Annotated in this window: 31 protein-coding genes; 1 reads left to right on the forward strand and 30 read right to left on the reverse strand. The window is 71.6% G+C overall.

The annotated features are described in order from the left end of the window. Positions 1-84: 84 nt before the first annotated feature. The 30 genes from AC1ROY_RS20455 to AC1ROY_RS20600 form a co-directional block, all read right to left on the reverse strand. On the reverse strand, positions 85-471 hold the full coding sequence (locus AC1ROY_RS20455; protein WP_493150720.1) for a helix-turn-helix domain-containing protein: 387 nt from the start codon (positions 469-471) through the stop codon (positions 85-87). Further along, positions 468-893: a type II toxin-antitoxin system RelE family toxin gene (locus AC1ROY_RS20460; RefSeq protein ID WP_493150721.1), complete on the reverse strand. Its 426-nt coding sequence runs from the start codon at positions 891-893 to the stop codon at positions 468-470. The genes AC1ROY_RS20455 and AC1ROY_RS20460 overlap by 4 nt, the downstream gene beginning before the upstream one ends. Continuing rightward, positions 862-1,674, reverse strand: a complete 813-nt coding sequence (locus AC1ROY_RS20465; RefSeq protein WP_493150722.1) for a DNA adenine methylase — start codon at positions 1,672-1,674, stop codon at positions 862-864. Before AC1ROY_RS20465 ends, AC1ROY_RS20460 begins: the two co-directional genes overlap by 32 nt. 135 nt (positions 1,675-1,809) lie before the next feature. Beyond that, entirely contained in the window at positions 1,810-2,052 is a 243-nt protein-coding gene (locus tag AC1ROY_RS20470) for a hypothetical protein (RefSeq protein ID WP_493150723.1), read from the reverse strand. Next, positions 2,052-4,418 carry a phage tail protein gene (locus tag AC1ROY_RS20475; protein WP_493150724.1) on the reverse strand — a complete coding sequence of 789 codons (2,367 nt, stop codon included), beginning with the start codon at positions 4,416-4,418 and terminating at the stop codon, positions 2,052-2,054. Before AC1ROY_RS20475 ends, AC1ROY_RS20470 begins: the two co-directional genes overlap by 1 nt. Positions 4,419-4,421: 3 nt before the next feature. After that, entirely contained in the window at positions 4,422-4,850 is a 429-nt protein-coding gene (locus AC1ROY_RS20480) for a DUF6950 family protein (protein WP_493150725.1), read from the reverse strand. Further along, positions 4,847-5,452 carry a hypothetical protein gene (locus AC1ROY_RS20485; protein WP_493150726.1) on the reverse strand — a complete coding sequence of 202 codons (606 nt, stop codon included), beginning with the start codon at positions 5,450-5,452 and terminating at the stop codon, positions 4,847-4,849. The genes AC1ROY_RS20480 and AC1ROY_RS20485 overlap by 4 nt, the downstream gene beginning before the upstream one ends. Next, the gene (locus AC1ROY_RS20490; RefSeq protein ID WP_493150727.1) at positions 5,449-6,084 is read right to left on the reverse strand and encodes a hypothetical protein; all 636 of its coding nucleotides are present in this window, start codon (positions 6,082-6,084) and stop codon (positions 5,449-5,451) included. Before AC1ROY_RS20490 ends, AC1ROY_RS20485 begins: the two co-directional genes overlap by 4 nt. After that, positions 6,081-9,071, reverse strand: coding sequence for a phage tail length tape measure family protein (locus AC1ROY_RS20495; RefSeq protein WP_493150728.1), 2,991 nt, complete (start codon positions 9,069-9,071; stop codon positions 6,081-6,083). The genes AC1ROY_RS20490 and AC1ROY_RS20495 overlap by 4 nt, the downstream gene beginning before the upstream one ends. Continuing rightward, on the reverse strand, positions 9,061-9,381 hold the full coding sequence (locus tag AC1ROY_RS20500; protein WP_493150729.1) for a DUF1799 domain-containing protein: 321 nt from the start codon (positions 9,379-9,381) through the stop codon (positions 9,061-9,063). The genes AC1ROY_RS20495 and AC1ROY_RS20500 overlap by 11 nt, the downstream gene beginning before the upstream one ends. Before the next feature lie 50 nt (positions 9,382-9,431). Then, the gene (locus AC1ROY_RS20505; protein ID WP_493150730.1) at positions 9,432-9,770 is read right to left on the reverse strand and encodes a hypothetical protein; all 339 of its coding nucleotides are present in this window, start codon (positions 9,768-9,770) and stop codon (positions 9,432-9,434) included. Beyond that, positions 9,770-10,693: a phage tail tube protein gene (locus tag AC1ROY_RS20510; RefSeq protein WP_493150731.1), complete on the reverse strand. Its 924-nt coding sequence runs from the start codon at positions 10,691-10,693 to the stop codon at positions 9,770-9,772. Before AC1ROY_RS20510 ends, AC1ROY_RS20505 begins: the two co-directional genes overlap by 1 nt. A gap of 3 nt (positions 10,694-10,696) precedes the next feature. Then, positions 10,697-10,870 carry a hypothetical protein gene (locus tag AC1ROY_RS20515; protein ID WP_493150732.1) on the reverse strand — a complete coding sequence of 58 codons (174 nt, stop codon included), beginning with the start codon at positions 10,868-10,870 and terminating at the stop codon, positions 10,697-10,699. A 14-nt stretch (positions 10,871-10,884) separates the two neighbouring features. Further along, positions 10,885-11,316, reverse strand: a complete 432-nt coding sequence (locus AC1ROY_RS20520; protein WP_493150733.1) for a phage tail terminator protein — start codon at positions 11,314-11,316, stop codon at positions 10,885-10,887. Further along, on the reverse strand, positions 11,313-11,825 hold the full coding sequence (locus AC1ROY_RS20525; protein ID WP_493150734.1) for a phage virion morphogenesis protein: 513 nt from the start codon (positions 11,823-11,825) through the stop codon (positions 11,313-11,315). The genes AC1ROY_RS20520 and AC1ROY_RS20525 overlap by 4 nt, the downstream gene beginning before the upstream one ends. Continuing rightward, the gene (locus AC1ROY_RS20530) at positions 11,822-12,259 is read right to left on the reverse strand and encodes a gp436 family protein (RefSeq protein WP_493150735.1); all 438 of its coding nucleotides are present in this window, start codon (positions 12,257-12,259) and stop codon (positions 11,822-11,824) included. Before AC1ROY_RS20530 ends, AC1ROY_RS20525 begins: the two co-directional genes overlap by 4 nt. Before the next feature lie 8 nt (positions 12,260-12,267). Next, positions 12,268-12,690, reverse strand: a complete 423-nt coding sequence (locus AC1ROY_RS20535) for a DUF7210 family protein (protein WP_493150736.1) — start codon at positions 12,688-12,690, stop codon at positions 12,268-12,270. A gap of 1 nt (position 12,691) precedes the next feature. Beyond that, positions 12,692-13,648: a major capsid protein gene (locus AC1ROY_RS20540; RefSeq protein ID WP_493150737.1), complete on the reverse strand. Its 957-nt coding sequence runs from the start codon at positions 13,646-13,648 to the stop codon at positions 12,692-12,694. A gap of 3 nt (positions 13,649-13,651) precedes the next feature. Beyond that, positions 13,652-14,032, reverse strand: coding sequence for a hypothetical protein (locus AC1ROY_RS20545; protein WP_493150738.1), 381 nt, complete (start codon positions 14,030-14,032; stop codon positions 13,652-13,654). After that, positions 14,029-15,156 (reverse strand): hypothetical protein, encoded by a 1,128-nt coding sequence (locus tag AC1ROY_RS20550; protein ID WP_493150739.1) that lies wholly within the window; start codon positions 15,154-15,156, stop codon positions 14,029-14,031. The genes AC1ROY_RS20545 and AC1ROY_RS20550 overlap by 4 nt, the downstream gene beginning before the upstream one ends. A 61-nt stretch (positions 15,157-15,217) precedes the next feature. Next, positions 15,218-15,427 (reverse strand): hypothetical protein, encoded by a 210-nt coding sequence (locus tag AC1ROY_RS20555; protein WP_493150740.1) that lies wholly within the window; start codon positions 15,425-15,427, stop codon positions 15,218-15,220. Positions 15,428-15,513: 86 nt separating this feature from the next. Next, positions 15,514-16,785: a phage minor head protein gene (locus tag AC1ROY_RS20560; RefSeq protein WP_493150741.1), complete on the reverse strand. Its 1,272-nt coding sequence runs from the start codon at positions 16,783-16,785 to the stop codon at positions 15,514-15,516. A gap of 245 nt (positions 16,786-17,030) precedes the next feature. Next, a complete protein-coding gene (locus tag AC1ROY_RS20565) occupies positions 17,031-18,554 on the reverse strand; it encodes a DUF935 domain-containing protein (protein WP_493150742.1) in 1,524 nt (507 codons plus the stop codon). A gap of 1 nt (position 18,555) precedes the next feature. After that, positions 18,556-18,828 (reverse strand): hypothetical protein, encoded by a 273-nt coding sequence (locus AC1ROY_RS20570; protein ID WP_493150743.1) that lies wholly within the window; start codon positions 18,826-18,828, stop codon positions 18,556-18,558. A gap of 10 nt (positions 18,829-18,838) precedes the next feature. Further along, a complete protein-coding gene (locus AC1ROY_RS20575) occupies positions 18,839-20,068 on the reverse strand; it encodes a phage head spike fiber domain-containing protein (RefSeq protein WP_493150744.1) in 1,230 nt (409 codons plus the stop codon). Positions 20,069-20,070: 2 nt separating this feature from the next. Continuing rightward, entirely contained in the window at positions 20,071-20,412 is a 342-nt protein-coding gene (locus AC1ROY_RS20580) for a hypothetical protein (RefSeq protein ID WP_493150745.1), read from the reverse strand. Between the two features lie 21 nt (positions 20,413-20,433). Then, positions 20,434-20,658 (reverse strand): hypothetical protein, encoded by a 225-nt coding sequence (locus AC1ROY_RS20585; protein WP_493150746.1) that lies wholly within the window; start codon positions 20,656-20,658, stop codon positions 20,434-20,436. Then, positions 20,655-21,983 (reverse strand): terminase large subunit domain-containing protein, encoded by a 1,329-nt coding sequence (locus tag AC1ROY_RS20590; RefSeq protein ID WP_493150747.1) that lies wholly within the window; start codon positions 21,981-21,983, stop codon positions 20,655-20,657. The genes AC1ROY_RS20585 and AC1ROY_RS20590 overlap by 4 nt, the downstream gene beginning before the upstream one ends. 133 nt (positions 21,984-22,116) lie before the next feature. Continuing rightward, entirely contained in the window at positions 22,117-23,019 is a 903-nt protein-coding gene (locus AC1ROY_RS20595) for a hypothetical protein (RefSeq protein WP_493150748.1), read from the reverse strand. Positions 23,020-23,028: 9 nt separating this feature from the next. Further along, positions 23,029-24,564 carry an SGNH/GDSL hydrolase family protein gene (locus AC1ROY_RS20600; protein ID WP_493150749.1) on the reverse strand — a complete coding sequence of 512 codons (1,536 nt, stop codon included), beginning with the start codon at positions 24,562-24,564 and terminating at the stop codon, positions 23,029-23,031. An 88-nt stretch (positions 24,565-24,652) separates the two neighbouring features. Between AC1ROY_RS20600 and AC1ROY_RS20605 the strand changes: the two genes are divergently transcribed. Next, the coding region (locus AC1ROY_RS20605; protein WP_493150750.1) for a hypothetical protein at positions 24,653-25,901 on the forward strand (1,249 nt) is incomplete at its 3' end.

Genomic DNA, 25,901 nt, shown 5'->3' on the forward strand with positions numbered 1-25,901 from the left:
TAGGCGCTTCCAGCACCGAAGCTGCCGTCGGGCTTGGCCCAACAACGAAGGCGCGCAGCCTAACCGGCGTTGAGGGCAACAGCCTCACGAGATCAACACATCCACGCCGACGCGCAGCGCCTCGGCGATCTTCTTCAGGGCCGCGACGGACCCGGCCTTCTTCCTCTTCTCGATCTCGTTGATATAGCTGGCTGAGAGGCTGGCCGCCTCCGCAAGGGCTGCCGTGGTCATGCCGCGGTGCTCGCGCCAGACGGCAACCGGATGATCGCCTGCGATGAGGCGCCGGACGGCAGCAGCCGGCAGCGTATCGGCCAGCACGGCACCCATGCCGCGCTCGGCCACGTCACGATCGAAGGCCTCGGACGCGGCCAGATCGATACGGTCCTCGGCGGCCTCGACGAGCGCCTCGAAATCAGCTCGGGACAGGGTGACGCTGGTCTTCGTCACCTTCAGAGGCTTGATGAGGCTCATTCGTAAATCTCCCTGCGGTGACCGAACGCCAAGATGATGATGCCATCCGGACCGATAATGTAGATCGCCCGGTCGTCGCCATGGCGCACGCGGAGGCGACCCTTCGGCGCGCCCTTGAGAGGCTTCACCGAGGCACCTTGGCTGGCGCCCGGATCAGTGGCGATGCCCTCCAGCCCATAGCGAACAAAGTGTCCGCAGGGGTCCGGGGAGCCCGTGGCTCCCCGGCGGGGTGCGGGGCGACGCCCCGCTCTTCCCCTGAATCTTCTTGATTTGTTCTTGATTAATTTCCTATCCTGACCGGATGCCCTCTCCCCTCCGCATCCCCCACTGTAGCGCGCCAATTGCTTTCGGAGTGTTCGCCAATTGAATCCGGAGCCACTTTGGCCCGTGTCACCTGGGCGAGATGAGCACCTCCCCCACATGCTTCCCCCGCCCTCCCGAGATGGAATAGTGGGTCGGCACTGCCTCTATCCGGAACCGCGCGAAGGTCCGCCGCACGCCGGCGACGTCGTTGAGGCTGAGAAGCCACCGCCCCTTCAGCCCTGCCAGGCGGTCCGCCAGGTGCTCGAAGTCCATCCGGCCGAAGAGCCCCTCCCCATAGTCCGTCTCGTTCCCCCAGTAGGGCGGGTCCAGGTAGAAGAAGGTGCCCTCGCGATCGTAGCGGTCGAGCAGCTGCGGCCAGGGCAGGCACTCGATCGAGACGCCGCTAAGACGCTCATGTACGCCCTCTAAGAGGGCCGTAAGCTTGGTGATGTCGAAGCGCGCAGGGGCCGTCACGGAGACGCCGAAGTTCTGGCCGGCCACCTTCCCACCGAAGGCCGTGCGCTGGAGGTAGAGGAACCGGGCCGCCCGCTCCAGGTCGGACAGGGTGGCCGGCGGCGAGGCCTTCAGCCGCTCAAACTCAGCCCGGCTGGTGAGGCGCCACTTCAGCTCATCCATGAACGGCACGTAGTGCCGCTGCAGGATCCGGAAGAGATTGGTGACGTCCCCGCTGATGTCGTTGATGACCTCCGCCCTTGCCCGAAAGGGACGACGGAGGAACACGCCGCCCATGCCGACGAAGGGCTCCACATAGGTGACATGGGGCTCCCGGCGGATGCGGGCGATGACGCGGGCAGCGAGGCGGCGCTTGCCGCCCAGCCAAGGGGCGATGGGCTCCGCCGGCTCGGCGGAGGTGAAATCAGTCTGGGACTCTAGACGCACGGTCATGCTCCGATGCCCCGTCCTCGGCCGAGGATGGCGGGGCGGTTTTCCGTGCGCGGTGCGAGCCGCGCGGCCTTGGGCGCTGCAACGCCCTGGGCCCCCGTCTCTCAGGAGGCGTCGATCATGGGACCTCCTTCACCGCCGCGTCCGCATGGCTGCCAAGCCGGCATAGGCGTCGTGCCCGACCGATTCCGCGGCCGTCTGGTCGCCGCCGATCACCAGCATCAGCTTGAACGTGTGGGTGGTGGCGCCGAGGTTCTCGAGGAAGGTCGCCTTGCCAACCACCCACCCGACGAAGAACCACTCGCTGATGCTCGCGTCGTAGCGCATGAGCGCCAGGCCCACGGACTGCTCGAAGAGGTCTGTCGGTATCGCCATCAGCCCGACCCTCCTCCGCCGTACTCGCCGCTGCTTCCCGCGCCGCCGCCGGTCCCATCCGGCCCCGCGTAGAGCGTCAGCGCGTTCAGCCCGCCGCGCTGGTTGGGGTCGACGAAGACGATCACGGTTCCACCCTCACCGGCCGGCACCGTCAGGGCGATCGAAAGCAGGTCGTAGGAGGCATAGGTGCCTGAGCCGGGCTTGTTGACGATCACCGGGCCGAGGTAGTCGGAATCCGACACGGCGTGCGTGATCGCCCCCGCCGCGATATCGCCCGTCACCACATGGCTGGCCGTCGCGCTGACCTCGCCGGTGTAGCCGGAGGCGTTGCCGGACCGGTCGAGCGCGCGGATGCGGTACCAGGCGGTGACCCCGGCCGCCAGGTTGTCCCGCACGAAGAAGTTGCTCTTGCTCTCGCCCACCTTGGCGAAGCCGGCGCCTCCGCCCGTCGCGCTCTCCTCGACCTCGATCCGGTCGAAGTCGGCCGCGGTCGGATTCGTCCAGCGCAGCGCGATGCCGTTCACCACGCCCTGCGCCGCGAGGCCGGTCGGCACCCCCGGCGGCGTCGTGTCGGGAGCTCCGGTGGCGAGGCTCGAGGTGACCCAGGGGCCGCGGACCAGGCCCGCGACCGGCCGCACGCGGACCTCATAGTCCTGGCCGGCCAGGACGGAGCGGACGGTGAGGAGCGTCGTCGGCATGCGGACCTCCTGGCCAACCCAATCGCCGAAGGGCACGCGCCACTGGACCTCATGGCCGGTCACGAAGGGATGCGCGGCCGCCACCCAGCTGACGTCGAGCACGGGCAGTATCCCGCCATCCGGCTGCAGGACGGTGCCCGGTGTGACCGTGAGGCCCGAGATCGGCGGGATGACCAGCGGGTTCACCAGGGTCGTGTCGGGCACCGGGGGGATGAAGGCGCCGGCGTCCCACCACCAGGCGTAGTTCGCCGCGTTCTCCTCGCGGAAGGTGACCCAGAGCTGCCCGGTGGCGGGCTCGAAGCGCCAGCTCTCCACGCGGAAGGGCTTCGCCGACCAGCCGAAGTCGGCGACGCTCAGCGCCACCATCTGCCAGACGGCCAGGCGCAGACCGGCATAGCGCATGGGCGCCTTGAGCCGCAGGCTGTCGCGCGAGGTGAAGAGCGCGATCTTGGCCAGGCGCTGCGCCCGGGTGCCGTCGATCGTGAAGCGGAGCGCGAGGTCGCTCCAGATCTCCTCGCCGTCCTGCGCCTCGAATTCCGGCACCCGGAAGGGCGGGAACTCGCGGGCCTGCCAGGCGCTGCCCGGGTCGATGTAGGTGCCCCGCACGGCGTTGAAGAGCGATCGGCGCGGCGGCCGCGTCTCCAGCTCGATGTCGCCGGCAAAGTCGCTGGGCGTGAGCGTGACGGTCGGCGTGCTGTAGGCGCCGCCATAGAGCCGGTACTGGCCCTGCACGTAGACCAGGGTGCCGGCGCCGGCGGCGAGCAGGCCCTCCATGACGTCCAGCGGGGCGGCGTCCAGGCTGAAGGCCCCGTCGATGCCGTAGCGGGCCTGGAACTCCGTGGCCGCCTCGTTGAGCTGCACCGCCTCGTCGGAGAGGTTGGCCGCGACGATCATGCTGGCCATGTCGATCTCGTCCGGGCTGCAGGCCAGGCCGTGATCGCCGCGCAGGTAATCCAGCACGCAAAGGGCCCAATTCGCCGTGTAGCCGGAGGTGGAGGTGCGGGGATCGAAGACGTCGCTCTTGCCGCGCACGATCGCCGAGACGTTCTGCAGGCCGGAGGGGAACTTGTCCTGGTCGTTGACCAGGCGGAGCGCGAGATAGGTGCAGCCCAGCAGCTTGTGGTCGGCCGACCAGCCGTCCGGGCTCTCGGAGATCAGCGTGGCGTCGGCGGCCGACTGGTCGCCGAGATAGATGCGGATGTCCGCGAGGCCGGCGAAATTGCCGCCCGTGACGGCAGAGCCGGTCATCTGCGTCGCGACGTCGATCGAGACGTCGTTGAGGATGATGGTCTCGACGGCCTGGCAGCGGTGGCCGGCGAGCACGACGACCAGGTGCAGCACGCTCTGGTCGCTGCCCGAGGAGGCCGCATAGACGATGACGCCGCCGACCCTCGCCCAGCCGTAGACCACCTGGCGCGGCTCGATCCCGCCGCGGATGGACTGGCGGCGCTGCTGGCTCTCGGCCGAGGGCGACGGCGTCTTGGCCGCCTTGGGGCTCAGGATGCTCGACATCGCCACGGACGCCACGGTGGCGACGACCGTGCCGATGAGCCCGGCGACAAGCGACGACGACAGCGACACACCGAGGATGGTCACCGTGGCCGGGAGCCAGGCGCCGGCGGCGAGTGTCGCTGCCGCGCCGATGATGACCGGGATGAGCTGCGGCACGGCTCAGATGCTCCAGGCGCGCACGATCGCGCTCGCCGGCAGGAAGGCCAGGCCGGCCGGCCCGGGGCCGGCCACGATGTCGCCCAGCACCACGGTGACGGTCGGCTGGTTGCCCATGAGCACGAGCGCCAGGTCCCCGCGCTGCACGAAGGCCGGGTGGCAGGCGCCGGCGCCGAACTCCGCCAGGGCGGTGGCCACCAGCTCCTCGAGGCCGTCGCGAATCAGCACGGCCGCCTGGTCCTCGCTCGCATAGCCCCGGAAGGCGGCCGCGGGGTCCGCCCCCGTCATCGCCAGCACGGCGTCGGCCGCGAAGAGGCAGCAGTCGTTGTTGCCCCAGGCGAAGGGGGCATCGCGGCGCGCCTCCACCAGCTCGGCGAGGCGCTCCGGCCAGTCCTGCAGGCGGGCTCTCAGGGGCCTCTCGCGCAGGCTCATGTCTGCGTCCAGCCGCCGCCCGAGGAGGGGCCCGATCCGCCGCCCGATCGCGGCGACCAGACGATCTCCTTGTCGGCCGTCGCGCTCACGAAGCTGAAGCCGCGATCGCCGGGGTGCTGGTCCTGCTGGTCCTCGTCCGTGTAGCGGCGCAGGCGCGGCCGCTCCCAGTCGGAGAGACGGTTCTCGCAGCCGACGACGACGGTGGCGGTGGCGCCCAGCGTCACCTTCATGGTGTCCATCCGCCCCCGGAAGACCACCACGGGATCGGCCAGGACCGTGTAGGCGTCCCGGTGGAAGAGCACCTCCCAGACGGTGGCGCGGCGGCCCTGATAGGTCTCGGCCAGCGCCAGCGCCACGGCATCGCGCGGGATGCCGGAGAGCTGCAGCGTCAGCCCGTAGGAGCGCAGCTCGGCGCTTTCCTCGCTGGCGCTGATCGCCCCCAGGCCGCCGATGCCCAGATAGGTCTCGCCGGCGATGACGATGTCGGCCGGGCTGCCGTTGAGCCGCACCACGCCGCCGGGGAAGTCGAGCTCGACGGCCGCGGTCCGCACCACGACCTCGGCCTGCACGGCCGCCAGCACGGCGGCTGTCATGGTCCTCACCAGATGGCCTCCTCGATCTGCAGGGTGCCGCCGGCGATCAGGCCGCGCCGGATCCGCAGGCCGTTGCCGCGGTCCTGGGACAGCCGCCAGATCGCGTAGGGCGCGGCATAGTTCACGGCGCCGCCATGGGGCGGGCTGCGCCGCAGCGCCGGCGAGACGGTGAAGGCGCATTGCCCCGCACCGTTGGAGGCGACGTCGAGCGCGTTGCCCGCGGGGTCGGCCACGACCTGGTGCAGGGCCATGCGGCCGGTGCCGTCGTCCCAGGAGAGGAAGTCGCCGATGCGGGCGCAGACCACGGTGGCCGGCCAGCCCGCGGTGGCCAGCACCTTGCCCGTCTGGCCCGCGCCGAGGATCGTCACGGTGCCCGTGGCCGCCGCGCGGCGCGGCAGCGGCGGCGCCCAGGAGAAGCGGCCGGAGCGCCCGTTGAGCCGGCTGAGGAAGGCGAGCAGCGGCCGATGCTCCTCCTCCGGCAGGCCCTCGAAGGCAAGCTCGGCCGTCCAGGGGCTGCCCGGCAGCTCGAGCGTCTGCTCGGTGCCGTCGAAGGGGCTCTTGCCGCCGCTCTGCGTGTTGCCGGCGAGCTCGAGGTTGAAGTCGCTGGGCAGGATGCCCGTGGGCCAGGGGATGATGGTCATCTGCGCCCCACATCGCGGCTGTAGGAGCCGCCGCGCCGCGCGAGATCCGCGACCTGGCCGGTGGCCGTGTTGACGATGCCCGGCGCCGCGGCGCCGATCTCCTGGCGGACGACGCCGCGCAGCCCCTCGATCAGGCGCGCGCGATCGCGCTCCGAGCCGGCATCGCCGGAGAAGTCGATGTAGAAATTCGCGTCGCCGCGGCCGCCGAGGGCACCCATCTGCTCCGGCGTGAAGACGAACTCGTCGTCGCGGAGAACCGCCGGGATCTCGCCGGCGGCGAGACCGGGAACGCGCCCGTCGTGGAAGCGCGGAGCGTCGAGAAACCATGTGGGATCGACGGCGCGCGGCGTGCCCCTGCTGGCTCTGCCGCCACCGTGAAGCTGGTACCCCATGGCGAAGTTCATGTTATCGAGCGAGCTCGCCCCCGAGATCGTCGACGTGCCGGAAGAGCCCCCGAACAGCCCCCCCAGCCCCGTGCCGAACAGCCGGGCGCCGACATCCAGCAGCGTCGCGTTGTTCTGGCCCAGCAGCAGATTCTTGAGCGGGTTGAGCAGCGCAAGCTTGAGGAACCACTGGTAAAGCTCCGATGCGACGGCGGTGCCCGTGTTTCGCAGGATCTCCATGGCGTTCTTGCCGTCCATGGCCGCGCGCGTCGCGCCCTCGCCGATGCGGTCCCAGATCTGGTCGACCTCCCGGCCGAACTCGTTGTAGGCGGCCTGCTCCCGCTGGAGGCTGAGCACGCTCTCCGCCCGCCGCCTCTCCTCGGCTCTATAGGCCTCACCGACGGAGCCGGTGGCGCTGATGCCAGCGCCGCGCAGGCGCTCGCGCGCAGCCGCATCCGCGTCGGACAGGGCGCGCTGGACGGAGCCGGCGCCGATCAGCCCGCGCTGGCGCTCCACCTCGCCAGCGCCGCGCTGCTGCGCCGAGAGCAGCGGGCCGAGCGCCGCCTGGTCCTGCGCCTCCTTCACGCCACGGAGCGCGCTGGTCAGGCGCTCCAGCGCCCGCTGGTAGGCCGCGCTGCCCTCCTCGCCGTACTTCAGCGCCTCGGTGCGCGCCTGCGTCGCGATCTGGTCCTCGCGCGCCGCGGCGGTGCCGTCGCGCTGGACGGCGACGCCGGCGAGGATGCTCTGCCGCTGGCGCTCGTAGCCGCGGACAGCCTCGTCGAGCTGGCCATTGAGCTGCTGCTGCGCAGCCGCGCGAGCCTCGGTGGCCGCGGCGTCCTGCTGCCCAGCATCGCCACCGGCGCGCCGTGCCGCCTCGCGGGCCGTGAGCTCGGCCTGGGCCAGGGCCCGCGCGCCCTCGCCGGCGATGCCGGAGATCCGCGCCTGGTCCCGCAGGCTGCGGTTGACGTCCTCCAGCGGGTTCTCCAGCGCCACATACTGGCGGCGGAGCTCCTGGAGCTGCTCGACGGTGCGGCGGGTCTGCTCCGGATCGAGAGTTCGGCTATCCAGATCGCCTTGCAGCACGTCGATCTGGCCGCGTAGCAGCTGCGCATCGTCAGACCGGGTGCTTCTCGCCCCCTGAACGCGGAGCCGGCGCTCCCGGGCGGTGCTGCCCTCGGGCGGCAGGAACTCATCGCCCCGATCTCCGGGGGGTACCCATAGGCGGCCATTGGGGGCCGCCAAAGGCGGGCCCATCCGGTCGACTTCCCGCCAGAGATTACGCCGCGTGCCACCATTTCCGTCCGGCACCATCTCTGGGCCGAGCTCCGGCCGGCGAAAGGTCGACCCCACGGGATCGCGGCCCGGAACGCTGTTGTAGAGCGCCTCCGATTCAGCAACCGAGCCGCTGCGCGCCGCGCCCAGGCCGCCCCGATACCGCCCCGTGCGGCCGTCCAGGCCGAGCGCGCCGCGCATGCCCTCCCACGTGAGGAGCGACCGGCTGCCGGAGCGCACGATCTCTGGATCCTGGTCGCCGGTCCGCTGCTGATCCGCATAGGACTGACCCTCGGGGCTCTGCGCCACCCGGCCAGCGCGCAGGATCACAGAGGCCACCGCCTCCCCGACCGCCTCCAGCCCGGACGTGATGCTGTTCATCAGCGTCGTCCAGGCGGACTGGACCTGGGTCAGCTCGCCCGCGGCCCCGCCGGCGGCACGGCCGAAGGCCTCGAGCACCGTGGTGGTGGCGCGGCCGGCGTCACCGCTCGCCTGCAGGCGCTGCACCTGGCGGACCAGCGCCTCGTCGAAGCCGCGCAGGCCGCCATCCGCCGCCTCGCGTGCCGCCCGGGCCGGGTCGGCGATCGCCTTCGCGACGAATTTCTCGGCCGCCGTGGGCACGTCCACGCCCATGACCCGAGCGAGGTCCGCCGAGAGCCGCGTCAGCCGCTCGATCTCGGCGGAATCGCCGGAGAAACGGCGCTGGCCCGCGATGATCAGCCCGGCGTCGCGCGCGTCTCCGGTGGAGAGCGAGGTGCTGCCGGAGATCCGCCGCGCCGCCTGCTCCACCGACGACGCGAGCGACACATAGTCGTCCCGCGTGCGGCGCAGCTGCACGGAATTGGCGATCAGCGCGCGCTCCTGCCGCTCGGCCTGCAGCGCGATCGCGCCGAGGCCCGCGGCCGCGCCGAGCGCCGCGATGCCCACGGGCCCGCCCAGCAGGCCGGCCACCGCGCCCAGCGTGGCGCGCACGCCGCCGAAGATCTGCGTGATCTGGCCGCCCTGCGCCGCGAGGATCATGAGCGGCGACTGGCCGAGGGCCAGCTGCGTCAGGACGTCGTTGATCTGCGGCGCCAGCTGCCGCATCTGGTTGGAGGTCAGGGCGGTGGAGCGGGTGACCTGGTCCGCGCCCGCGGCGAAGTCCCGCGCGCCGGCGGCTGCGCGGCGGGCCCCCGCCTCAATGCCGGCGAAGGCCGGCGTCGCGACGCCACCAGCCTGCTGCGCCGCCGCGCCGAGCGAGCCGATGTCGGCCTTCGCGCCGGCCACCTCCGCCCGCATCTGGCCGGCATCGCCCGTGATGCGGAGCGCGAGGTTGAGGATGCTACCGGACATGGCGTGCCCGCAGCAGCTGCCCCGCCTCGGCCTCCATCACGCGCAGGCGCGCCAGCAGGTCGGCGTCGGCCGGCACGCCGAGCGCGCCGGCGATCGCCGGCAGGGCGGCGTAGTCGAGGCCGACCGGCACCCCGCTCATGCCCGCCCGCCGCCACTGCGTCCCCATGGCCAGAAACACCCGCACCGCCCCCCAGTTCTCCTTCCAGATCCCGACATGCTCCGGCGCGCCGCGGGCGGCCGTCCGCTCCATGGCGGCCAGCATGTCCGGGGGCAGCCCGAGGCCGCGTGCCTGCTCGGCGAGGGAATTCACCTGGGCGGGGGAAGAGGCTCTGCCGCGGGCCCAGGCGGCCGCGGCCTCCCTCAGTTTCCCGCCGCGGCCTCGGGCGGCGCGCCTGTGAGGGCCCGCATGTAGCTGTTCAGCAGGCCGATGCGGATCCACGGCACGGCGATCATCGCCTCGAAGAGCTCGGCGGAATGCGGCTGCAGCTCGCCGGCCTCGTCCGTGATGTCCAGCACCTTCACCACGCACTCGCGCAGCAGCTGGTCGGCCCCGTCCGGCGAGGCGTCGAGCTCGCGCCGGCGCTCCTCCGGGAGGAGGCGGAAATGCGCGCGGAACTGCCGCTCCTCGAAGCCGGCCTCGCTGGGCACCCGCACGACGACGGGCCAGGTCCATTTCGCCTCGGTCTCCAGCTTGAACATCAGCGCACCACCATCGAGAATTCGTCGTTGCCGGCGAGCGTGGGCTCCGGCCGCGCGCTGAAGGTCAGATAGGTCTGGCCCTCGTCGCCGCGGCTGTAGCGCGGGTTGCCCTGGATGCGCGCGCGCACCGCGAGCTGGATGATGTTGCCCGCGACCTGCCCGTGCTGGACGGCGAGGTTCTGGACGGTGCCGCGCAGCGCGAAGAGATCGGGGTTCACCGCGTCCGGCGCCTCGACGGTGAACTCGAGCGAGGGCGTGCGGCCGCTGATGATCACGCTCCTGGCGCCCGGCAGCTCCCGCCGCGTCACCTGGTTGCCGTGGGTGTAGCGGAAGCTGGTGAAGGGCAGCTCCGTGGCGCCGATCGAGAGCTTGGTCGTGTTGGTGAAGTCGACCGGCACCGGATCCTTGAACGCGGTGAGGGTGGGCACCGGCATGGCCAGGCCAGTGGGCGCGACATAGAGGCCCATCATGTTGAAGGTGAGCCGCGGATGACCCTTGTTCGGGAGCTCCAGCGAGAAGTCCCCGCGCACGCCGAGGCCCTTGTGCACGGAGCCGTCGAGGAAGTGGTAGAAGGCCTCGCTCTCGAAGCCGCTCGAGACGGGCGAGTAGGTCACGCTGGTCGATGCGACCACGACCGCCGCGAGGCCGCAGGACCGCGCGAAGGGGCTCCAGCCTGGCGCCAGGCCGGCCGTGCCGCTGCCGGCGAGGTCGATGGAACCGGCGAGCCCGCAGCGGTGCGCGACCAGCGAGAACGGGTCGTTGCCGTGATGCGGCAGCACCATGGGGCGCGCCGCCTCCTCGGCGTCGACGGTCCAGGTCACGTCCTGCATCAGGATCGCATGCGTGGCGGCCGCCGGGATGGGATCGACGCCGTAGCTCGCCTCCTGGCGAGCCAGCACGACGACGCGGTCATACTGCGCCATGGCTCAGCCCTCCCCCTCGGCCGGCGCCGCGGGCGGCGGCGCCGGATCCGCGGGCGCATCCGTCGCCTCCACCAGCGCGAGCGAGCCGTCCGGCCGCCGCTCGTAGAGGCCGCCGCGGGCGGGCATCTCGCCCGTCGGCACGGGCTGCTCAGGGGTGGTCAGGGGCTTCTTAGCCATCGTTGAGGCCTCGCTTAGAGCTTGGTGATGAGGGCGTCGGAGCGGAACAGCTGCTGCCAGACGACCAGGCCGTCCGAGGCGTCCAGCAGCTTGCCGGGGCCGAGCAGCAGGGGGCTTTCCTGCCCCTCGGGCTTCCAGCCGAAGAGCGCGCCGCAAACGGCGGGCAGCAGCACGTCGATGTCGCCCATCGCCGCCTCGCCGCGCGCATCGCGCAGGTTGGCGGTGCAGATCGCGACGCCGATCGTCTGCGTGATGCGCTGGCGGAATCCGCCGGCGGCCAGCAGGTTCGGGCCCGGATCGAGCACCATCGGGAAAACGTAGGCGCAGGGGCGGCGCGCCGAGGGCGGCGGCGAGGTGAGCGCGGCCCATTCGGCGGCGCCTTCCACCATCTTGAGCGTGTCGGGCACCAGCAGCGCGCGCAGGCGGTCGCGGACGAGCTGGATCATGCGGGGCTGCCCCCGGGCGGCGTGCTGGCGGCGCGCAGGTGGTCGATCGCGATGTCGCGGATCTCGTCCCGGTCCTCGGCATCCAGGCCGAGGAAGGCGCGCCGGGGCAGAACGACGCGCTGCACGGTGGCCCAGCCGCCCGCCGTCTTGAAGCGCAGGGCCTTCTTCGTTTTCGGGCGGATGATCGCGCCGAACTGATGCGCCGGCGCGCGCCGGTCGTTGGTGCCCACCAGCACCTGGTTGGCCGAGACCTCGAAATGGATGCTGTCCCGCAGCAGGCCGCGGTCCACCAGCGTCTTGCCGCCTTCCTCCTCGGCGCGGCGGCTCTTCTTCCAGGGGATGCCGTCCGGCCCTCTGCCCGTCTCGAAGCGCAGCTTCGTGCTGGCCACCAGAGCGCCGCCGATATCCTCCATGACGGGGGTGAGATCACCACCGAGCTCAAGGATCTGCGCGAAGGTCGCCTGCGCCTCGGCGACGTTGGCCGAGATCTCGATGCGGGCGCCGCTCATCCCAGGTAGTCCGAGAGCGAGGGCCGATCGAGCCGGCGGCACGGCGCCGAGACGCGCGCCGTGCCGCTCCCGATCGCCGGCGTCCCCCCCGGTGGCGCCGGCGCCGCGCCCACGAGCACGGCCCGCCCCTCGGACAGGTCGCGCAGCGTCTTCATGGCGTCCTCATAGGCCTTGCGGACGGCCTCGCTGGCCGTCTCTCCGCGCAGCAGGAAGCGCGCAATGTCGCAGGCCAGGCGGAGCAGCAGCTCCGGCACGGGCGAGACGGGCACCGCGTATCGGGGGCCCAGGTAGCTGTCGATGATTCCGCCGGCGTCGGCCAGCGCGGCCGCCACCACCACCTCGGCGATCTGGCCGACCTGCAGGCGGTCGGTGAGCTGGATCAGCTCCTCGTCGCCAAAGCGCCGGGTCAGATCCGCCTGGGTGGCGTAGGGCATGGCGCGCGCTATTCGTCCGGCTGGCCGGCCGCGCCCGCGAGCACGAGCGCCGCGGCCTGCTTCTCCGGCAGGGTGAGCTCCTTGCCGATCGCGATCTCCTCGCCGTCGTGCTCGACGGGCGAGAGGATCTTCACGGTGATCATGCGCGGCTCGGCCGCAGGCGTCTCATCCGCGGGCGGCGCCTGGGAGGCGTCATCGCGGGCATCGGTCCCCGCCGCATCCGAGGCGGCGGGGGGGACGGGTTCCGGCACGCTGGGCGTGCCTTCCCCCGTCGCTGGGGTTGTGGGTGTCTGGACGGCATTGCTGCCGGCCTCGGCGCCGGCGGCCGGATCGCTCCCGCCGCCGGCGTCGCCCGCCCCTTGGAATTCGGCCGGCGCCTGCTGGGGCGCCGGCGTGCCGGCGGCCGCGGCCGCCTTCGGCGCCTTCGCCACGTCAGGCCACCGCGTTGGTGAAGAGGTAGCCGAGGTCGGGCGCGGCGACCTGCTCGTCCACGCTCTCGTAGCAGCGCACCTTCGTGCCGCCGCGCACGCCCATGTTGGGATCCGCGATGGTTCCGGTGGTGGCCTCGTCCCAGACCGCGGTCCAGCCGAAGCTCATCTTGTCCTTCGGCCCGCCGGCGGGATCGAGGTAGTACATCGCCGCGTGCTTGCCCCAGACGCGCGAGAGGGTGGCCGCCTGGCCCGGCCGCGCCGTGTTGAGGAAGCTCCGGCCGATCAGCAGCTGGTTGAGCTCCAGCAGCTGGCGCACCGCCTCGCGCGAGGCGATGCCCTGCGTGCCGGCATTGCCGAGCACGGCGGAGACGACCTTCGGATGCTGACGCAGCTTGGTCCACACCGACTGCCCCAGCACCATGACGTTGGGCCGCATGATCAGCCCGTCCATCGCCGCCAGGATCGCGGCGACCGGATCAGAGTTGGTGAAGTCGGACCATTGCGACGTGCCGGACAGCGTGACCTTGTTCGACGCGCCATAGGTGCCGGCGCCGAAGATCTTCCCCGCCACGCGGACCTCGCGGTCCAGCGCGACGATGTCGCGGGAGACGAGGGCGGCCCGGCCCTCCGGATCGGCCACGCGGCGCGCGTTCGCGTCCGCCTGGCCCTGGTTGTTCCTCACGTCGGCATTCGGCACCGGGATGTCGATGCCATAGTCCTCCGTCTTGCTGGTCTCCTCGGTGGACGAGGGCTCGTACTGCCGCGGCTGGCCGGTGCGGCCGACGCGGGTGTCCGGAATGGTGAGACCGTCCGCCAGCGTGTACTTGAGCCAGAGGTAGGTCTGAGTACCGCCGGTGGGCACGCGCGGCAGGGCCTGATCCTGGATCAGCTCCTCATTGCGGTAGCCCAGCGAGATGGCGGTCAGGCGCGGCTGGACGACGAAAGGGGTGTCGGGCATGGCTCAGGCGGCTCCCTGCATGGTGTGCGGCGCGAGCTGCACGTCGATGATGTCGCCGGCGGCGGCCGAGGGCGTGAGCATGAAGCCCACCACCAGCAGGTTGACGCCGGCGGCCGGCGCGGCTGCGACAACGGCGCCGTTGGCGTCCGCCGCGACCGGCCCCGGGGCGCTGATCGTGCCGCCGGCCACGATGGGCGCGATGCCGTCGTGCTGGACGTCCACGCGATCGCCGGAAGCGGCGCCGCCGGGCTGCCGGCAGACGCCGAACCAGGTGCCGGCCGTGCCCTGCACGACCTGGCCGGCGGTGCCGCCCGCCTTGACCACGCGGTTGGCGCCGATCGCGCCGCCCGCCCGGTAGTTGAGAATGGTGCCGGAGCCGATCATGCGACTTTCCCCTTCATGACATGGTCCACGGCGTCGATGATGGTGACCTCCCGGCCCTGGGCGCGCTCGCGCTCCTGGTAGGCGAGGGCCTCGCGGTTGATCGCGACGGGGTCGCTCGCGTCGACGCGCGCCTCGCCCTCGCCCGGCGCGAGCTCGCCCAGCGGCACGATCTTCGGCAGGCGGCCGAGCAGCGCGTGGAAGGCCGCGCGCGGCGTGTGCTTCGCGCCCCCTTCGGCGAAGGCGATCGTCGCCTCGTCGGGCTGCAGGCCGGCCATGAAGGCCAGCGTGTCGGGCTTCATGGCGGGGATCAGCCGCCCCTCGCCGACGAGCCGGTCCACGAGGGCCACGTCCTCGGCCCGGCGGTCCTGCGCCTCGCGCTCGGCGAAGCCGTGCTCCTTGGCCTGGAGCTGCTGCTCCTTTGCCGTGAGCTCGCGCTCCTTGGCATCGAGCGCGGCCGCGCGCTCCGCGGTGGTGTCCGTCACGTCGGGTTCCTTGCTGGGTTCGGAGTAGGCGGGAAGCGCGGCGGCATCGGCCTCGCGGCCGGCGGCCTCGAGATCCTCGATCGCGTAGGAGGGGAGCACCTGGTCCGCGGTCTCCAGGTCCCGGTCCGCGATCAGCCGCTCGCGCAGGGCGCGGAAGAGGCGGCCGATGGAGGAGAAGCGCCAGGCGGCGCCGGGCTCCATGAAGGCGATCTGAACGGCCTCTTCGTCGGCGCTGAAGGCGATGGTCTTCAGCCCCTGCAGCGCCGGCGGCTGGGCGCCGAGGAAGCCGACGTGCTTCAGGTAGTAGGCGTCTGCGCTGGGGTTCCCGGACGCACCCGGCGGCAGCAGCATGACGGAGCGGTTCGGGAAGCGCTTGGTCCGCACGAGCTCGGCGAAGGCGGGCTCGGCATCGACCGGATGGGCCCAGAGCGAGCCGTCGCGGGCCTCGAGCCGCTCGACCCAGCCATAGGCCGGCGCGTCATGCTTGGGGTGGCCCACGACCAGCGGCGCGGCGCGCCGTGCGGGATTGAAGGCACTTGCCATCGCCGCGATGTCCGCGGCGGAGAAGGTCAGCTCGCGGCCACCCATGTCGAGATGGGTGCCGGCGCGGAAGACCTCGAAGGGGGGTAGCGATGCGGCCATGGCCGCACCTATGCCGGGTCAGAAGCGCGTCATCGGCCCGGAAGCGCTTCCGGGCCGGCGATCAATCGGCGCGGCCGGTGATCTGGATGCGAGCCGCGAACAGCAGATGCGCCAGCTCGTCGTCGCCGACAACCAGCCGGTCGAGCATGTCCTTCATCTCGGTCATGTCGGAAAAGGACTGGAAGGGAGTGTCGTTGCCCTCGATGACGAGCACGGCGATGGCCAGCGCCTTCTTCACTAGGAAAAGCTCGCGGTCATGGAACTCGGCCATGTGTCGACCCTAGCGCGACGCTTGCTTCGACGGGAAGCTCTCCCTACGTTCGACCTCACGACGGCGAGAGGTCGGGGCCGCCCCCGTTAACCCTCGCCCGGTGGCGCTTCCGGCGGCGGACTGACGCCCTCCTCCCTGACATAGACGAGCTGGCCGACCCGCACGCGGTTCAGCTCGCCCGGCCGCCTCAGCGGGAAGAACGTCCACGCCTCCAGCCTCCCGTTCATGGCCTGCACGACGGCCAGGTACCCACGGGCCGGCCCCGTCGCGAGCCGCGTCACGAAGCGCTGCCGCAGCACCACCTTGCCGGTGCGCTCGTGCTGCTCGAATTGCAGCCACACCTCCTCGGGATCGAAGATGACCTCCGGCAGCAGCGGCACGAAGGGCGCGCGGTCGAGCGCCAGGTGCGCCGCCAGCGCCTCGGCCGAGACGTGGACCGTGTGCCCGATCGGCGTGGGCAGCGCCGCCGTGTCGCCGCCGATCGCGCGCGCCACCGCCGCCACCATGCCGGCGAGATCCGCCACGCCCGGCCCGATCGCCGCCTGCGCCTCGCGCGCCGGCAGCTGCTCCGGCCGGCCGGCCGACTGCCAGTCGCCGGGCGTGAGGCTCTTCCAGGGGCGGGCACCTTGTCGCGCCGCCTCGTCCATCGCCTGCCGGTCGAGCTGCTGCCCATAGGCGGCCAGGCCCACGTTATAGTCCCAGCCGTAGCCGATGCCGGGCGGGAGCTCGACGATCGCCGAGGTGCCGTCGCTGCGCTCGACGCGCCGCGGCGCCGTGCCCGAGGAGGGCGCGGGGTCCGTCACCTTCCAGCCTCGCCGGGCGAGATCCCGCTCCGAGACGGTGATGACGGTGCAGCGGCAGCCCCAGTCGTTGGGCGGGTAATGCGTCTTCCACCAGGCGTGGTCGATCGGCAGGATGGTGCCGTGCCAGGCGCGGTGCAGCGGCCGCGTGCGCCCATCCATGACGGCCGAGTAGCGCAGGTACGGCCGCGTCGCCTTCGTGCGCTGCAGCTGCTCCCAGGCGCCGGCGGCATAGGCGGTGCGCAGGTTGGTCTCGAAGATGACGCGCGATCGCCAGCCGGGGGAGCCGCGGTAGCTCCAGCCGTGCCGCTTCACGATGGCGTCGAAATCTCCCCGGAAGTCGGCGAGCGTGCGGCCCTCGGCGATGGCCTGGCCCACCGCCTTGCGGAAGTCGGACAGCAGGTCGGAGTTCATCGCACCGGCGATGGTGAAGGCCACCGCGTGCTGGCCGCGCATGATCGCGTCCCAGGCCGGGGTCTGCAGGTCGAGCTTGCGGCGGAAGAAGTCGATCGCGGGCGCGAAGGGCAGAGCCAGCGCGGAGGGCGCCGTTCCGCTCATGATCCGCGTCCGGCGGCGTGCCGGCGGGCGAATATTTCCAGTCCGGCGCCGGAGAGGAACACCCAGTCACCCTCTCTTTCGACAAGAGGGCAATCCGCCGCGGCCAGCTCGGCCAGCGCCCGACGTGTCGAGGCCTGCAGCTCGGACAGGCGCCGTGGCCCGCCCCTCAGCAGCTCCAGCACGGATTGGGGCGCGGGTCGGGGGCTCATGCGTCCTTATGGAAAGGTTATCCACACATGACCTCCTCAGGACCCCAGATCAAGCATCGCGTTGCGCCCCTCGAGCGAGGCGAGGCCGAGCGCCTGCTGCATCAGCTCGGCGAAGGCCACGTCATGCATGCGCGGGTAGAGTTGGGCCAGGCGGTCCGCGAGATCGGGGAGATCCTTCGCGGCGCCGAGCTCGGCGCGCAGCATCTCGATCTTCCGGTCCTGCGCGGCGCCGGCGGCGCGGTCCAGCTGCGCGGCCAGGCGCGAGGGCGCGTCCGTGTCCTCCGCCTCGGCGAAGGCGGCGAGCTCCTCGGGTGTGGCCGCCGGCGGCCGGCCTGACGGCGGCTGCACCGGCTCCGGCTTCGCCTCCCACCCCTCGCCATAGGTGGCGGTGATGTACTCAGGCGTCGGCTTGTACCCCAGGGCGAAGATCTTCCCGTCGCGCTCCGCGCGCTTCGTCAGATCCTCGGGCGGCGTCATGTCCCACCAGAGGCGCGGCGCGGCCTTCTCCGGCAGGCCGTTGAAGACGGTGATCCAGCTGATCAGGCCCTCGTTCAGCGTGTCCGAGAGCTTGTCTCCGTCGCCCTGCGAGAGCTCGAGGCGGACATCGTTGTGCACCTCGCCCAGGGCGCGGCTGCCGTTGTCCCCGGAATCGGTGCTCAGCGTCTCGCCCAGAACCACCTTCGAGATGGCCTCGTCCATGTAGCGGGCCAGCTTCTCGTAGGAGTCGAAGCTGCCGGCGCGCTTCGCCTCCAGCAGCTCGGCCGCCATGCCTTCGGGAATTGCGACGGCCGATTCCGAGGCGATGGCGCGGAGCACGTCCAGCAGGTCGTCGATCTGCTTGTCCGACGACCCCTGCGGGTACTTCCCGAGCACGGTTGGCTGGCCGAACTTCTCCAGCGCCGAGAGCCAGAAGGCCACACCCTGCCGCTTGAAGAAGACGGGCCAGAACAGCCGCTGGCCGAGGCCGGCGCCGTAGGGGTCGCCGTACTTGCCGCCGTGGCGGTGGAGGACGAACTTCCGGTCCGGCAGCTCCTCGCCGTCGATCGGGGCCGCCTTGGTCAGCAGCCGCAGCTGCGGCGCGCCCGGCGCGTCGTGGAAGGTGAAGCGCTTCGGGTTCTTCGCGTTCAGCGCGGCCGGCAGCAGCAGGTTGCCCTCGACCTTCCAGATGACCTCGAGGACGGAGTAGCCCTTCATGACCGCGTCGAGCAGGTCGTGCACGGCCTGGTTGAAGGCGATGCCGTCCAGCGCCTGCTGCACGATGGCGAGCGCCTGCTGCGCCTCCGGGCTTTCGTCGGCCGCCTCGAGCGTCCACTCCCGCCCCACCACGGCGGCCTTGCGCTTGTCGAGCACGGTGCCGACCTGGTCGTCGCGCTCGAGGTCGTCGTAGAGGTCGAGCCCGCGGCCGCGGCCGCGGCTGGCGATGACGACGTCCGAGCTGGCGATCCGCTTGCCGAAGAGAAACTTCAGCGGGTCGTTGGCGAGGGTGGCGATCTCGCTCTTCAGCGCGACGCGGCCGATGCGGCCGGCCAGGCGCTGCGGGGGCTGTGTGGTGTCGCTCATGCTACCCGCCCATCTCCGGCTCCGGCGCGTCCACCGTCAGCACGCCCTGCAGGGCCGTGATCGTCTGCGGCCGATCGTCCAGCAGGCCATCCGGCAGCTCGCGCGCCTCGGCGGAGAGGAACGAGATCGCGGCCAGCCCATCCAGCACGCGCAGCGGCTCGCCGATCGGCGGGATCAGGACCCCCACGACGGCGCTGTCCTGCGGCAGGGCTTGGCGCGCGGCCTCGACCAGCTCGGCGGGGCCATACCAGCGAAGTTCGATCCAGTCGGGCATGACGTCCTCCTCAGACGGGCAGAGTGGCGAGGGCCGCATCCACGCGAGCCTCGCTCATGGCGAAGGGGTACTCGTCCAGGTAGGCGGCCGACCCGAACATTGAGGCATTTCCAGCGACGTTGTTCATCGCCCTCATCCCGGTCAGGGCCGTTGCCGCACCGGCTACGGTCTGCCAGACGCCGCCGCGCATCTTGGCCCAGGCATTGCCTTGGCCGTCCCAGGTGAGCGCCAGGGCGGCAATGCTCCCTGGCGTCTGAGTGCCGAGATCGAGGCTGGAGCCGCTACCGCCTACGGTGCGGGTGAGACGGATGGTGTTACTGCCTGCTAAAGTGCGCAGCCAAAGATTGTTGGCATCCGTCCCGTCATGCACAGCAACGAATGTCTGTTGAACGCTGCTCGGCGCCGCCTGCCCTGGGCGAGCCGCGAGGACGATGGTGCCGGGGCCGCCGGGCCGCAGGAGGGGGGTCGCGATGGTGTCAGCGCCTCTGGTGACAGAGGAGGGCGAACCAATGGCCGGGAGAGCGAGCGTGGAGGCGAAGGCCGCCTGCTCCATCTGCACAGGACCGACCAGAAGTTGGCGGCCGGTTCCGACATAGGCCTGGAGACGCGTAGCGCTGGCAGATGGCGTCATCACGACCGCAGCCGTGGTGCTGGCCGTGGCAGTAGCAGGAGCCACAGCTTCCGCCAGGAAGTACCCCCCGCCGATGTCCTTGAGGGAGGCCTTCGTTATTGCGGCACCCAGTGTCCCAACCGCCCCTGTGCTGAGGTTGAAGTTGGCGAAGGCAGTTGCCCCGAAGGCGCTGGACGGGAACGCTAGCTGCGCGGTGGGGCAGGTATCTGCCTTCAACACTGCAGAGATCGCGTAGCTCAATCCGGAAGTGAAAGAGATGGAGGGCAAGATGGCGTTGTGCGAGGCGTTCGCGGTGTCTTCCACCAGGGCGAAGGCGGACCCGGCCACGCCGTCAGGCCCGGTGACGGCCACCACAGAGGCGAGGGCGGTACTGGTCCAGCCCGCGCCGGCGGGCGTGCGAGGGGCTGGGTTGAGGTTGGTCCGTTGCCCCTCGCCGATCGGGTAGCCCGAGATGTCGAACCTCGCGGCGTCCGTCGCGACGTCGAACCTGGGGACGCCGTTCGTCCACCCCGTCGCCGGCCCGGTGCGCGTGTAGGCGACGCGCGGACCGAGATACCTCGGCGCGACGTGCCGCAAGCGCTGGTCGCCATCGAGCAGGAGCCGCCGCATCGTCAGATCTGGTAGAGGAGCAAGGTGAAGTCGCGCTGCGCCGTCTGATTCACCGCCGACGCCGCAAGGCCGGAACGCAGCCGCAGGGTGGCCAGGCCGAGCAGGCTGCGATACGGCAGCGCGATGCGCCGGACCGCCGCCGTCGGCATGACGCCGATCTGCAGTTCGCCCCCATACTCGTCGTAGAGGTCGAACCAGGTGCTGCCGTCGATCGTGCCGCGGAAGGTGAGCGCGGCCGCGTCCCAGCCCGGCGGCGTGAGAAGCCCGATCGGGACCAGGCCGTTGAGCCGCGGCTCGGCCGCGCTGATCGACTGGCCCGAAGGGATGGTGACCTTGATGTCCATGATGCCTCTTCCCCTGTCCTGCTACCGGTCCATTTCGCCGTTCATGACGGCGCGTGCGACGGACGCCGCGGTCTGAATGAAGGTCTCGCCCTGCGCAGTCGCCTGGGCGAGGCTTCCCAGCACCACGCCGAGCGCAGCCGCCATCGCTCCGGGATCCTCGCCGATGCCAGCGGCCTCGAGCGCAGCCAGGATCCCGCTGGAAGCGACCTCGAGCTGCGCTGCCCTTTCGACCTGCTCCGTGCTCATGCCGCCCCCAGGAAGTCGCGCAGGCCCGAGGACTGCCGCTTCACGCCGCTGCCGCGGCCGCCAATCGGCAGCGCCGGCTTGTCGGCGGCGGCGATCGCGAGGAACAGGGCCCAGGCCCGGTCCGCATGGCCGCCCTCGTCACGCTCCGCCATGAAGCGCGGAATACCGGTGGGACCGACGACCTTCTTCACCTTGTGTAGGTCGGAGCGGTAGAGCGCGTGCCCCTGCTGGATCCGCACACCGCGGTCCTCGAACGTCTCCTTCGCGAGGGTGGCCATGCGCAGCTGAGCGGGCGCGGTCATCAGCACGCCCTCGACACGCGACATGCCATAGAGCCGTTGCGCGTCCTCGACCGGCTTTTCGCCCATGCCCGTTTGATCCATGCAGCATCGGACCACGCGGTACCGCTCGAAGAACTCAGCCAGCGCCGCATCCTGCTCCGCGAACTTCGCCGCCTTCAGCTCGACGCGCTCGCGTTCGACGAGGACATCGCCGACCAGCTCGAGCGCAATCTGCACATAGAGATCCTTCCGGCGCCCAATATCGACGCCGAGATAGACGGGGCCGCCCTGGTAGAGCTCCGGCCGGCTGGCGTCCTCGTGCTCGCAGGAGGAGATGAGCTCGTAGGTGAGCCAGGCGCTCGCTTCGTCCAGGAAGCGGATCATGAACTCCTGCTCCCAGGCGTCCTCGTCGTTCAGCGCCGCCTTCATCTCCTCGATGTTCCGCGGCAGGCCATCCGCCACGGCCTGGACGATGTTGACCTCGTGACGGCTCCAGCCGTCACCCTTTCCGGTGATCAGCTCGTGGAACTTGTTGCCGAGGCCGTTCGGCGTGCTCGTGATCCGCAGATCGAACCCATTCGAGATGACGGGAAAGAGGGCCTTCCAGATGGCTCGGCTGTCCTGGTGGAAGGCGAACTCGTCGAGAAAGACATTGGCGCTGAAGCCACGGGCGGTGTCCGGGTTGGCGGGCAAGGCCGTGATGCGGCTGCCGCCCGGGAGGGTCACCTCGATCTGGGTGTACTTCGTCTCGCCGAAGAGCTCCTCGGTTTCGATGGCCTCGAAGCCCATCTGATACGCCTTCAGGTGGAGCTTCACGCCCTCGTCCATGGCCTCCTTCGCCTGGCGCGCGCCACGGCTCAGGATGACCCAGCGCTCGCGGCGGCCGCTGACCTCCGCCTCCATGACGCGATCGGCGATCTCCAGCGTGGTGGTGAAGGTCTTGCCGGTCTGCCTCGCGAACATCCCGATCTTGAATCGCGCCTTGTCCGACAGCCACCGGCGCTGGTAGCCGTAGAGCTCGATCGCCGGGGCGAGGACGGTCATGACCCACCCGCCGAGGATGCCGGATAAGAGCCGTAAGAGCCCGCCAAGAGGTGCCTGTCGCCTCCCGGGGGCACACAGGTGGCCGCGCCGGCTCCAGCCGCCTGCACGGCCGTTCCAGAGCCTCGCGGCCTGCTCATGCGAAGACGCCGCTCGCGACGACGCGATCCCAGTCGGCATTGAGCACGGTCACGGGATTGCGGCCCGACGCCTCCAGGTCCTCAACGGCGCCGCGGCAGACCTTGAACTTCGCGGCCGTATCGAAGGCGGTGGACCAGAAGGCGTTGCCGACGCCCACGTGCCACGACTTGCCGGAGAGGTTGTCGACCGGCTTGAGGTTGGCCGGGTTGACGCCGGCGATCTCCGTGCGGCCCGCGTTGCGCCAGCGCAGCGTGGCGCCCGAGGCCGTGCGATAGACGGCGATCTGGGTGAGCTTGCCGTACTCGTTCGCGTTGGTGTTGGTCCCGCCGAGCGTCTGGTAGGAGCTGCCGCTCGCGACCTGGGCGGTGATGCGGCGGAGGCTGCCGGACGCGGTCATGTTGACCATGACGAGCTCTTCCTCGGCGGTCCAGCCGCCGGCGGCGGAGGTGAACGTCCACAGGGGATGGGTGATGGTGGCGGTGGGCCAATCCGCATCCGCCGGCAGGATCGCGTACAGCAGCATGAGGTAGTAGCTGTTGACCTGGGCCTGGATGTGCTCGGCGATCGCGGGCGGGAAGACGATCTCGCTGCCGCACTGCGTCAGGGCCGAGAAGTTGAAGCCGCCATTGGCATAGCCGGGCAGCTTGACGTTGCCTTCCGTCGGCACGGCGCCGATGCGGTTCACGACGCCGTGGTTGCCGCGCCCGGAGAGATCGCGGACGATCGACCCCGCGACAGGCGCGACGCCCCCCACCGCCCCGTCATACGACCCGTCGTAGGAGAGGTCGAAGAGGCACAGCGTGCCGCCGTTGTGGTCCTCCAGGTACGGGTCGTCCAGGACGACGGGCACGTCCGGATTGGTGATCGTGCCGCACCGGTAGCTGAGCATGTCGGGCATGGGTGCCTCCTATCGGGCCGCGTTCATGAAGACCTGGCGGATCCACGCCGTGATCAGCGACCGCCCCTGGGGCGCGAGCGGGTGGATGCCGTCCGGGGTCAGGAACGGCCGCGTGGTCCCCGTGGCGTAGTCCTCCCAGCGCTCGCCGAAGGCGTATTGCAGGTCCAGGTGCGCCACGGTGCGCTCGCGGGCGACCGTGCGGTCGACGAGTGCGTAGTCCCGCATCGGCGCGTAGGAGCTGCTGGCGACGCGGACCTCCGGCTGCGTGATCAGCAGGATGTCGATGTCCGGATTGGCCTCGCGCGCCCGGTCGATCAGGGTGTTCTGCTTCGTGTAGTATTGGCTCGGGCTGACCGCGACGACGCCGTCGTTGAACTGATCGTTCACCCCGTGCGCGATGTGCAGGTAGTTGATGCCGAGGTGCTGGAGGCCCGCGATGAAGCCTGCCTCCGGGATGGCGACCCAGTCGCCCGTGTCGGTCCCCGCCTGGCCCAGGTTGTGCCAGCGGATGCCGCTGCTGGTGTTCTGCAGGTCATAGCCGTGCAGCTCGATGCGGCCCGACACGACCTCGATCCGCAGCGTCCCGCCTCCCGCGAGGACCCCTGACAGGTCCAGCGGCGTCGGCAGGGCCGCGTCGATCGTGTGCGGCGTCCACGCGCCGCCGTTCCACTGCCTGCGGATCTCGCCGGTGCCGCCCAGGTACGCGAGGATATTGGTGGCGCCGGCCGGGAAGGTCAGATCGGCCCACTCGCCCGCCGTCGACGTCTCGATGCCCAGCATCCACGCCGAGGCATAGAGGTTCTGGACCCAGCCCGCCGAGGTCTGGATCGTGCACTCCTGGTTGGCCCCCGCGGAGTTGTAGGCGGACGCGCGGACCTGCGCCCGGACGAGGCCGAGGCCCGCGGAGCCGTAGGCGTCCGTCAGGGCCTTGTGCAGCTCCAGCGAGCCGTTGGCGAGCGAGTTCCAGCTGTTGCTCAGGGCCGCGCAGATCAGCTTGCCGCCGCCGTTGTTGGGCACGCCGGCGCGCAGGGAGAGGATCTGCTGGCCGATCGCGGTGACGTTGCGGAGCCGCCAGGCGCCGTAGATGGGCCCGACGTCCGTGACGGGCGTGCCATCCCGGGTGCGATGATCGCCCAGCAGCGCGCCGTCGCTGCGGATGCGGGCGGCCTGCCGGCCCGAAGCGTCCCTGACATCCCAGATCGTGTCGCGCTGGCCGGACGGCGCCTTGGTCCTGATGCCCACGGCATCCACGACCTCTTGGACGTCCGCTGCCGAGGAGTAGGGCGTCCCGTCGCGGGTGCGATGATCGCCCAGCATCGCGCCGTCGCTGCGGATGCGGACGGCCTGCCGGTTGGACGCGTCCTTGACGTCCCAGATCGTGTCGCGCTGGCTCGAGGGCGCCTTCCTCTTGGCGCCGAGATCGTTCACGTGCTGATCGACGGCGCCGAGGGTCGGCGATTCGTCGACGTAGCCGGCCGTGCCGACGCCGGGAGAGCCGGGCGGCCGCACGGTCCACCAGCGGTAGTTCCGGCCGATATCCAGCACGCTGTAAAGGCGCCGGTCGACGCCCGTGGCCGGCAGATCGCCCAGCGAGGCGACGATCGCGGTGTCACCCGTGAGAGCGGCGCCGACGGTGACCGCAGCGCTGTTCGCCGCATCGCGGGCGGCGACGGCCTCGGTGCGCGCCGCGGAGGCCAGCTCGGCGGAGGTGCCAGCCAGCGCCGCGTCGGCCGCTGCGGATGCGGCGCTGTTCGTCGCCGCCCCAGCCTGGCCTATCGCCGTGCTGGCCGAGGCCGCCGCCTGGCCGGCCGAGGTCGCCGCGGCGTCCTGGCTGATCTCGGCCCCGTCGCGCGCCGTGCCGGCCGCGGTCGCCGAGGCCGCTGCATCGGACGCCGCATCAAGCGCGGCGCCGGCCTGCGTCGTTGCCGTGCCCGCGGCCGCGTCGGCGGAGGCGGCGTGGCTCAGGGCCGCGGAGGCCGATTCCTCGGCGCTGGCGGCCGAATCCGCCGCCCACCCCGCGGCGGTGCCGGCCGCGCCGGCGGCCGCGGTGGCGGCGGTCGCGGCTGTCGCCGCGGCGCCCGCCTGGCCCGTGGCCGTGTCCGCCGAGGCTGCGGCCTGGCTGGCCGAGGTGGCGGCCGCATCCTGGCTGATCTCGGCCTCGTCGCGCGCCGTGGCGGCGGCTGCGGCGGCCGTGGCGGCGCCCGATGCTGCGGTTCCCGCAAGGCCCGCCTGGGTGCTCGCGGTCGCGGCGCTGCCGGCGGCCGCCGTCGCCGAGGTGCCGGCAGCGGTCGCGGATCCTGCGGCGCTGGTCGCGCTGCCCGCGGCCGCCGTGGCGGAGGTGCCCGCCGCCGTCGCGGCCGTGCTCGCGGTGCCCGAGGCCGCGACGGCCTGGTCCTTCGCCGTGCCGGCCGTCGTCGCGCTGGCCGCGGCGTCCGCGGCGCTTCCGGCCGCCTCCTCGCTCGCGGTGACCGCGGCGGTCCGCGCCGTGCTGGCGGTGCTGGCCGAGGCAGCTGCAGCCGTTGCCGAGCTGCCCGCCGCCGTCGCGGCCGTGCCCGCCGTGCCCGCGCTGCCGGCCGCGGCCGTGGCCGAGCCGCCCGCAGCGCTCGCGCTCGCCGCAGCAGCATCGGCCGAGGCATCGGCCGCCAGCGCCGAGGCGCCGGCATTGGTCTCTGAGGTCGCGGCCTCGCCTGCCGCGGCGACCGCCTGGTCCTTCGCCGTGCCGGCCGTGGTGGCGCTGCCCGCCGCTGCCGTCGCCGACCCTGCAGCGGCCGTCGCGCTGCCCGCCGCCGTCGTGGCCGAGCCCGCGGCCGCCGTGGCGCTGCCCGCGGCTGCCGTCGCCGAGCTGCCCGCCGCCGTCGCGGCCGTGCCTGCCGTGCCAGCGC

The sequence above is a fragment of the Roseococcus sp. GW821-FHT12F05 genome, assembly GCF_058806835.1.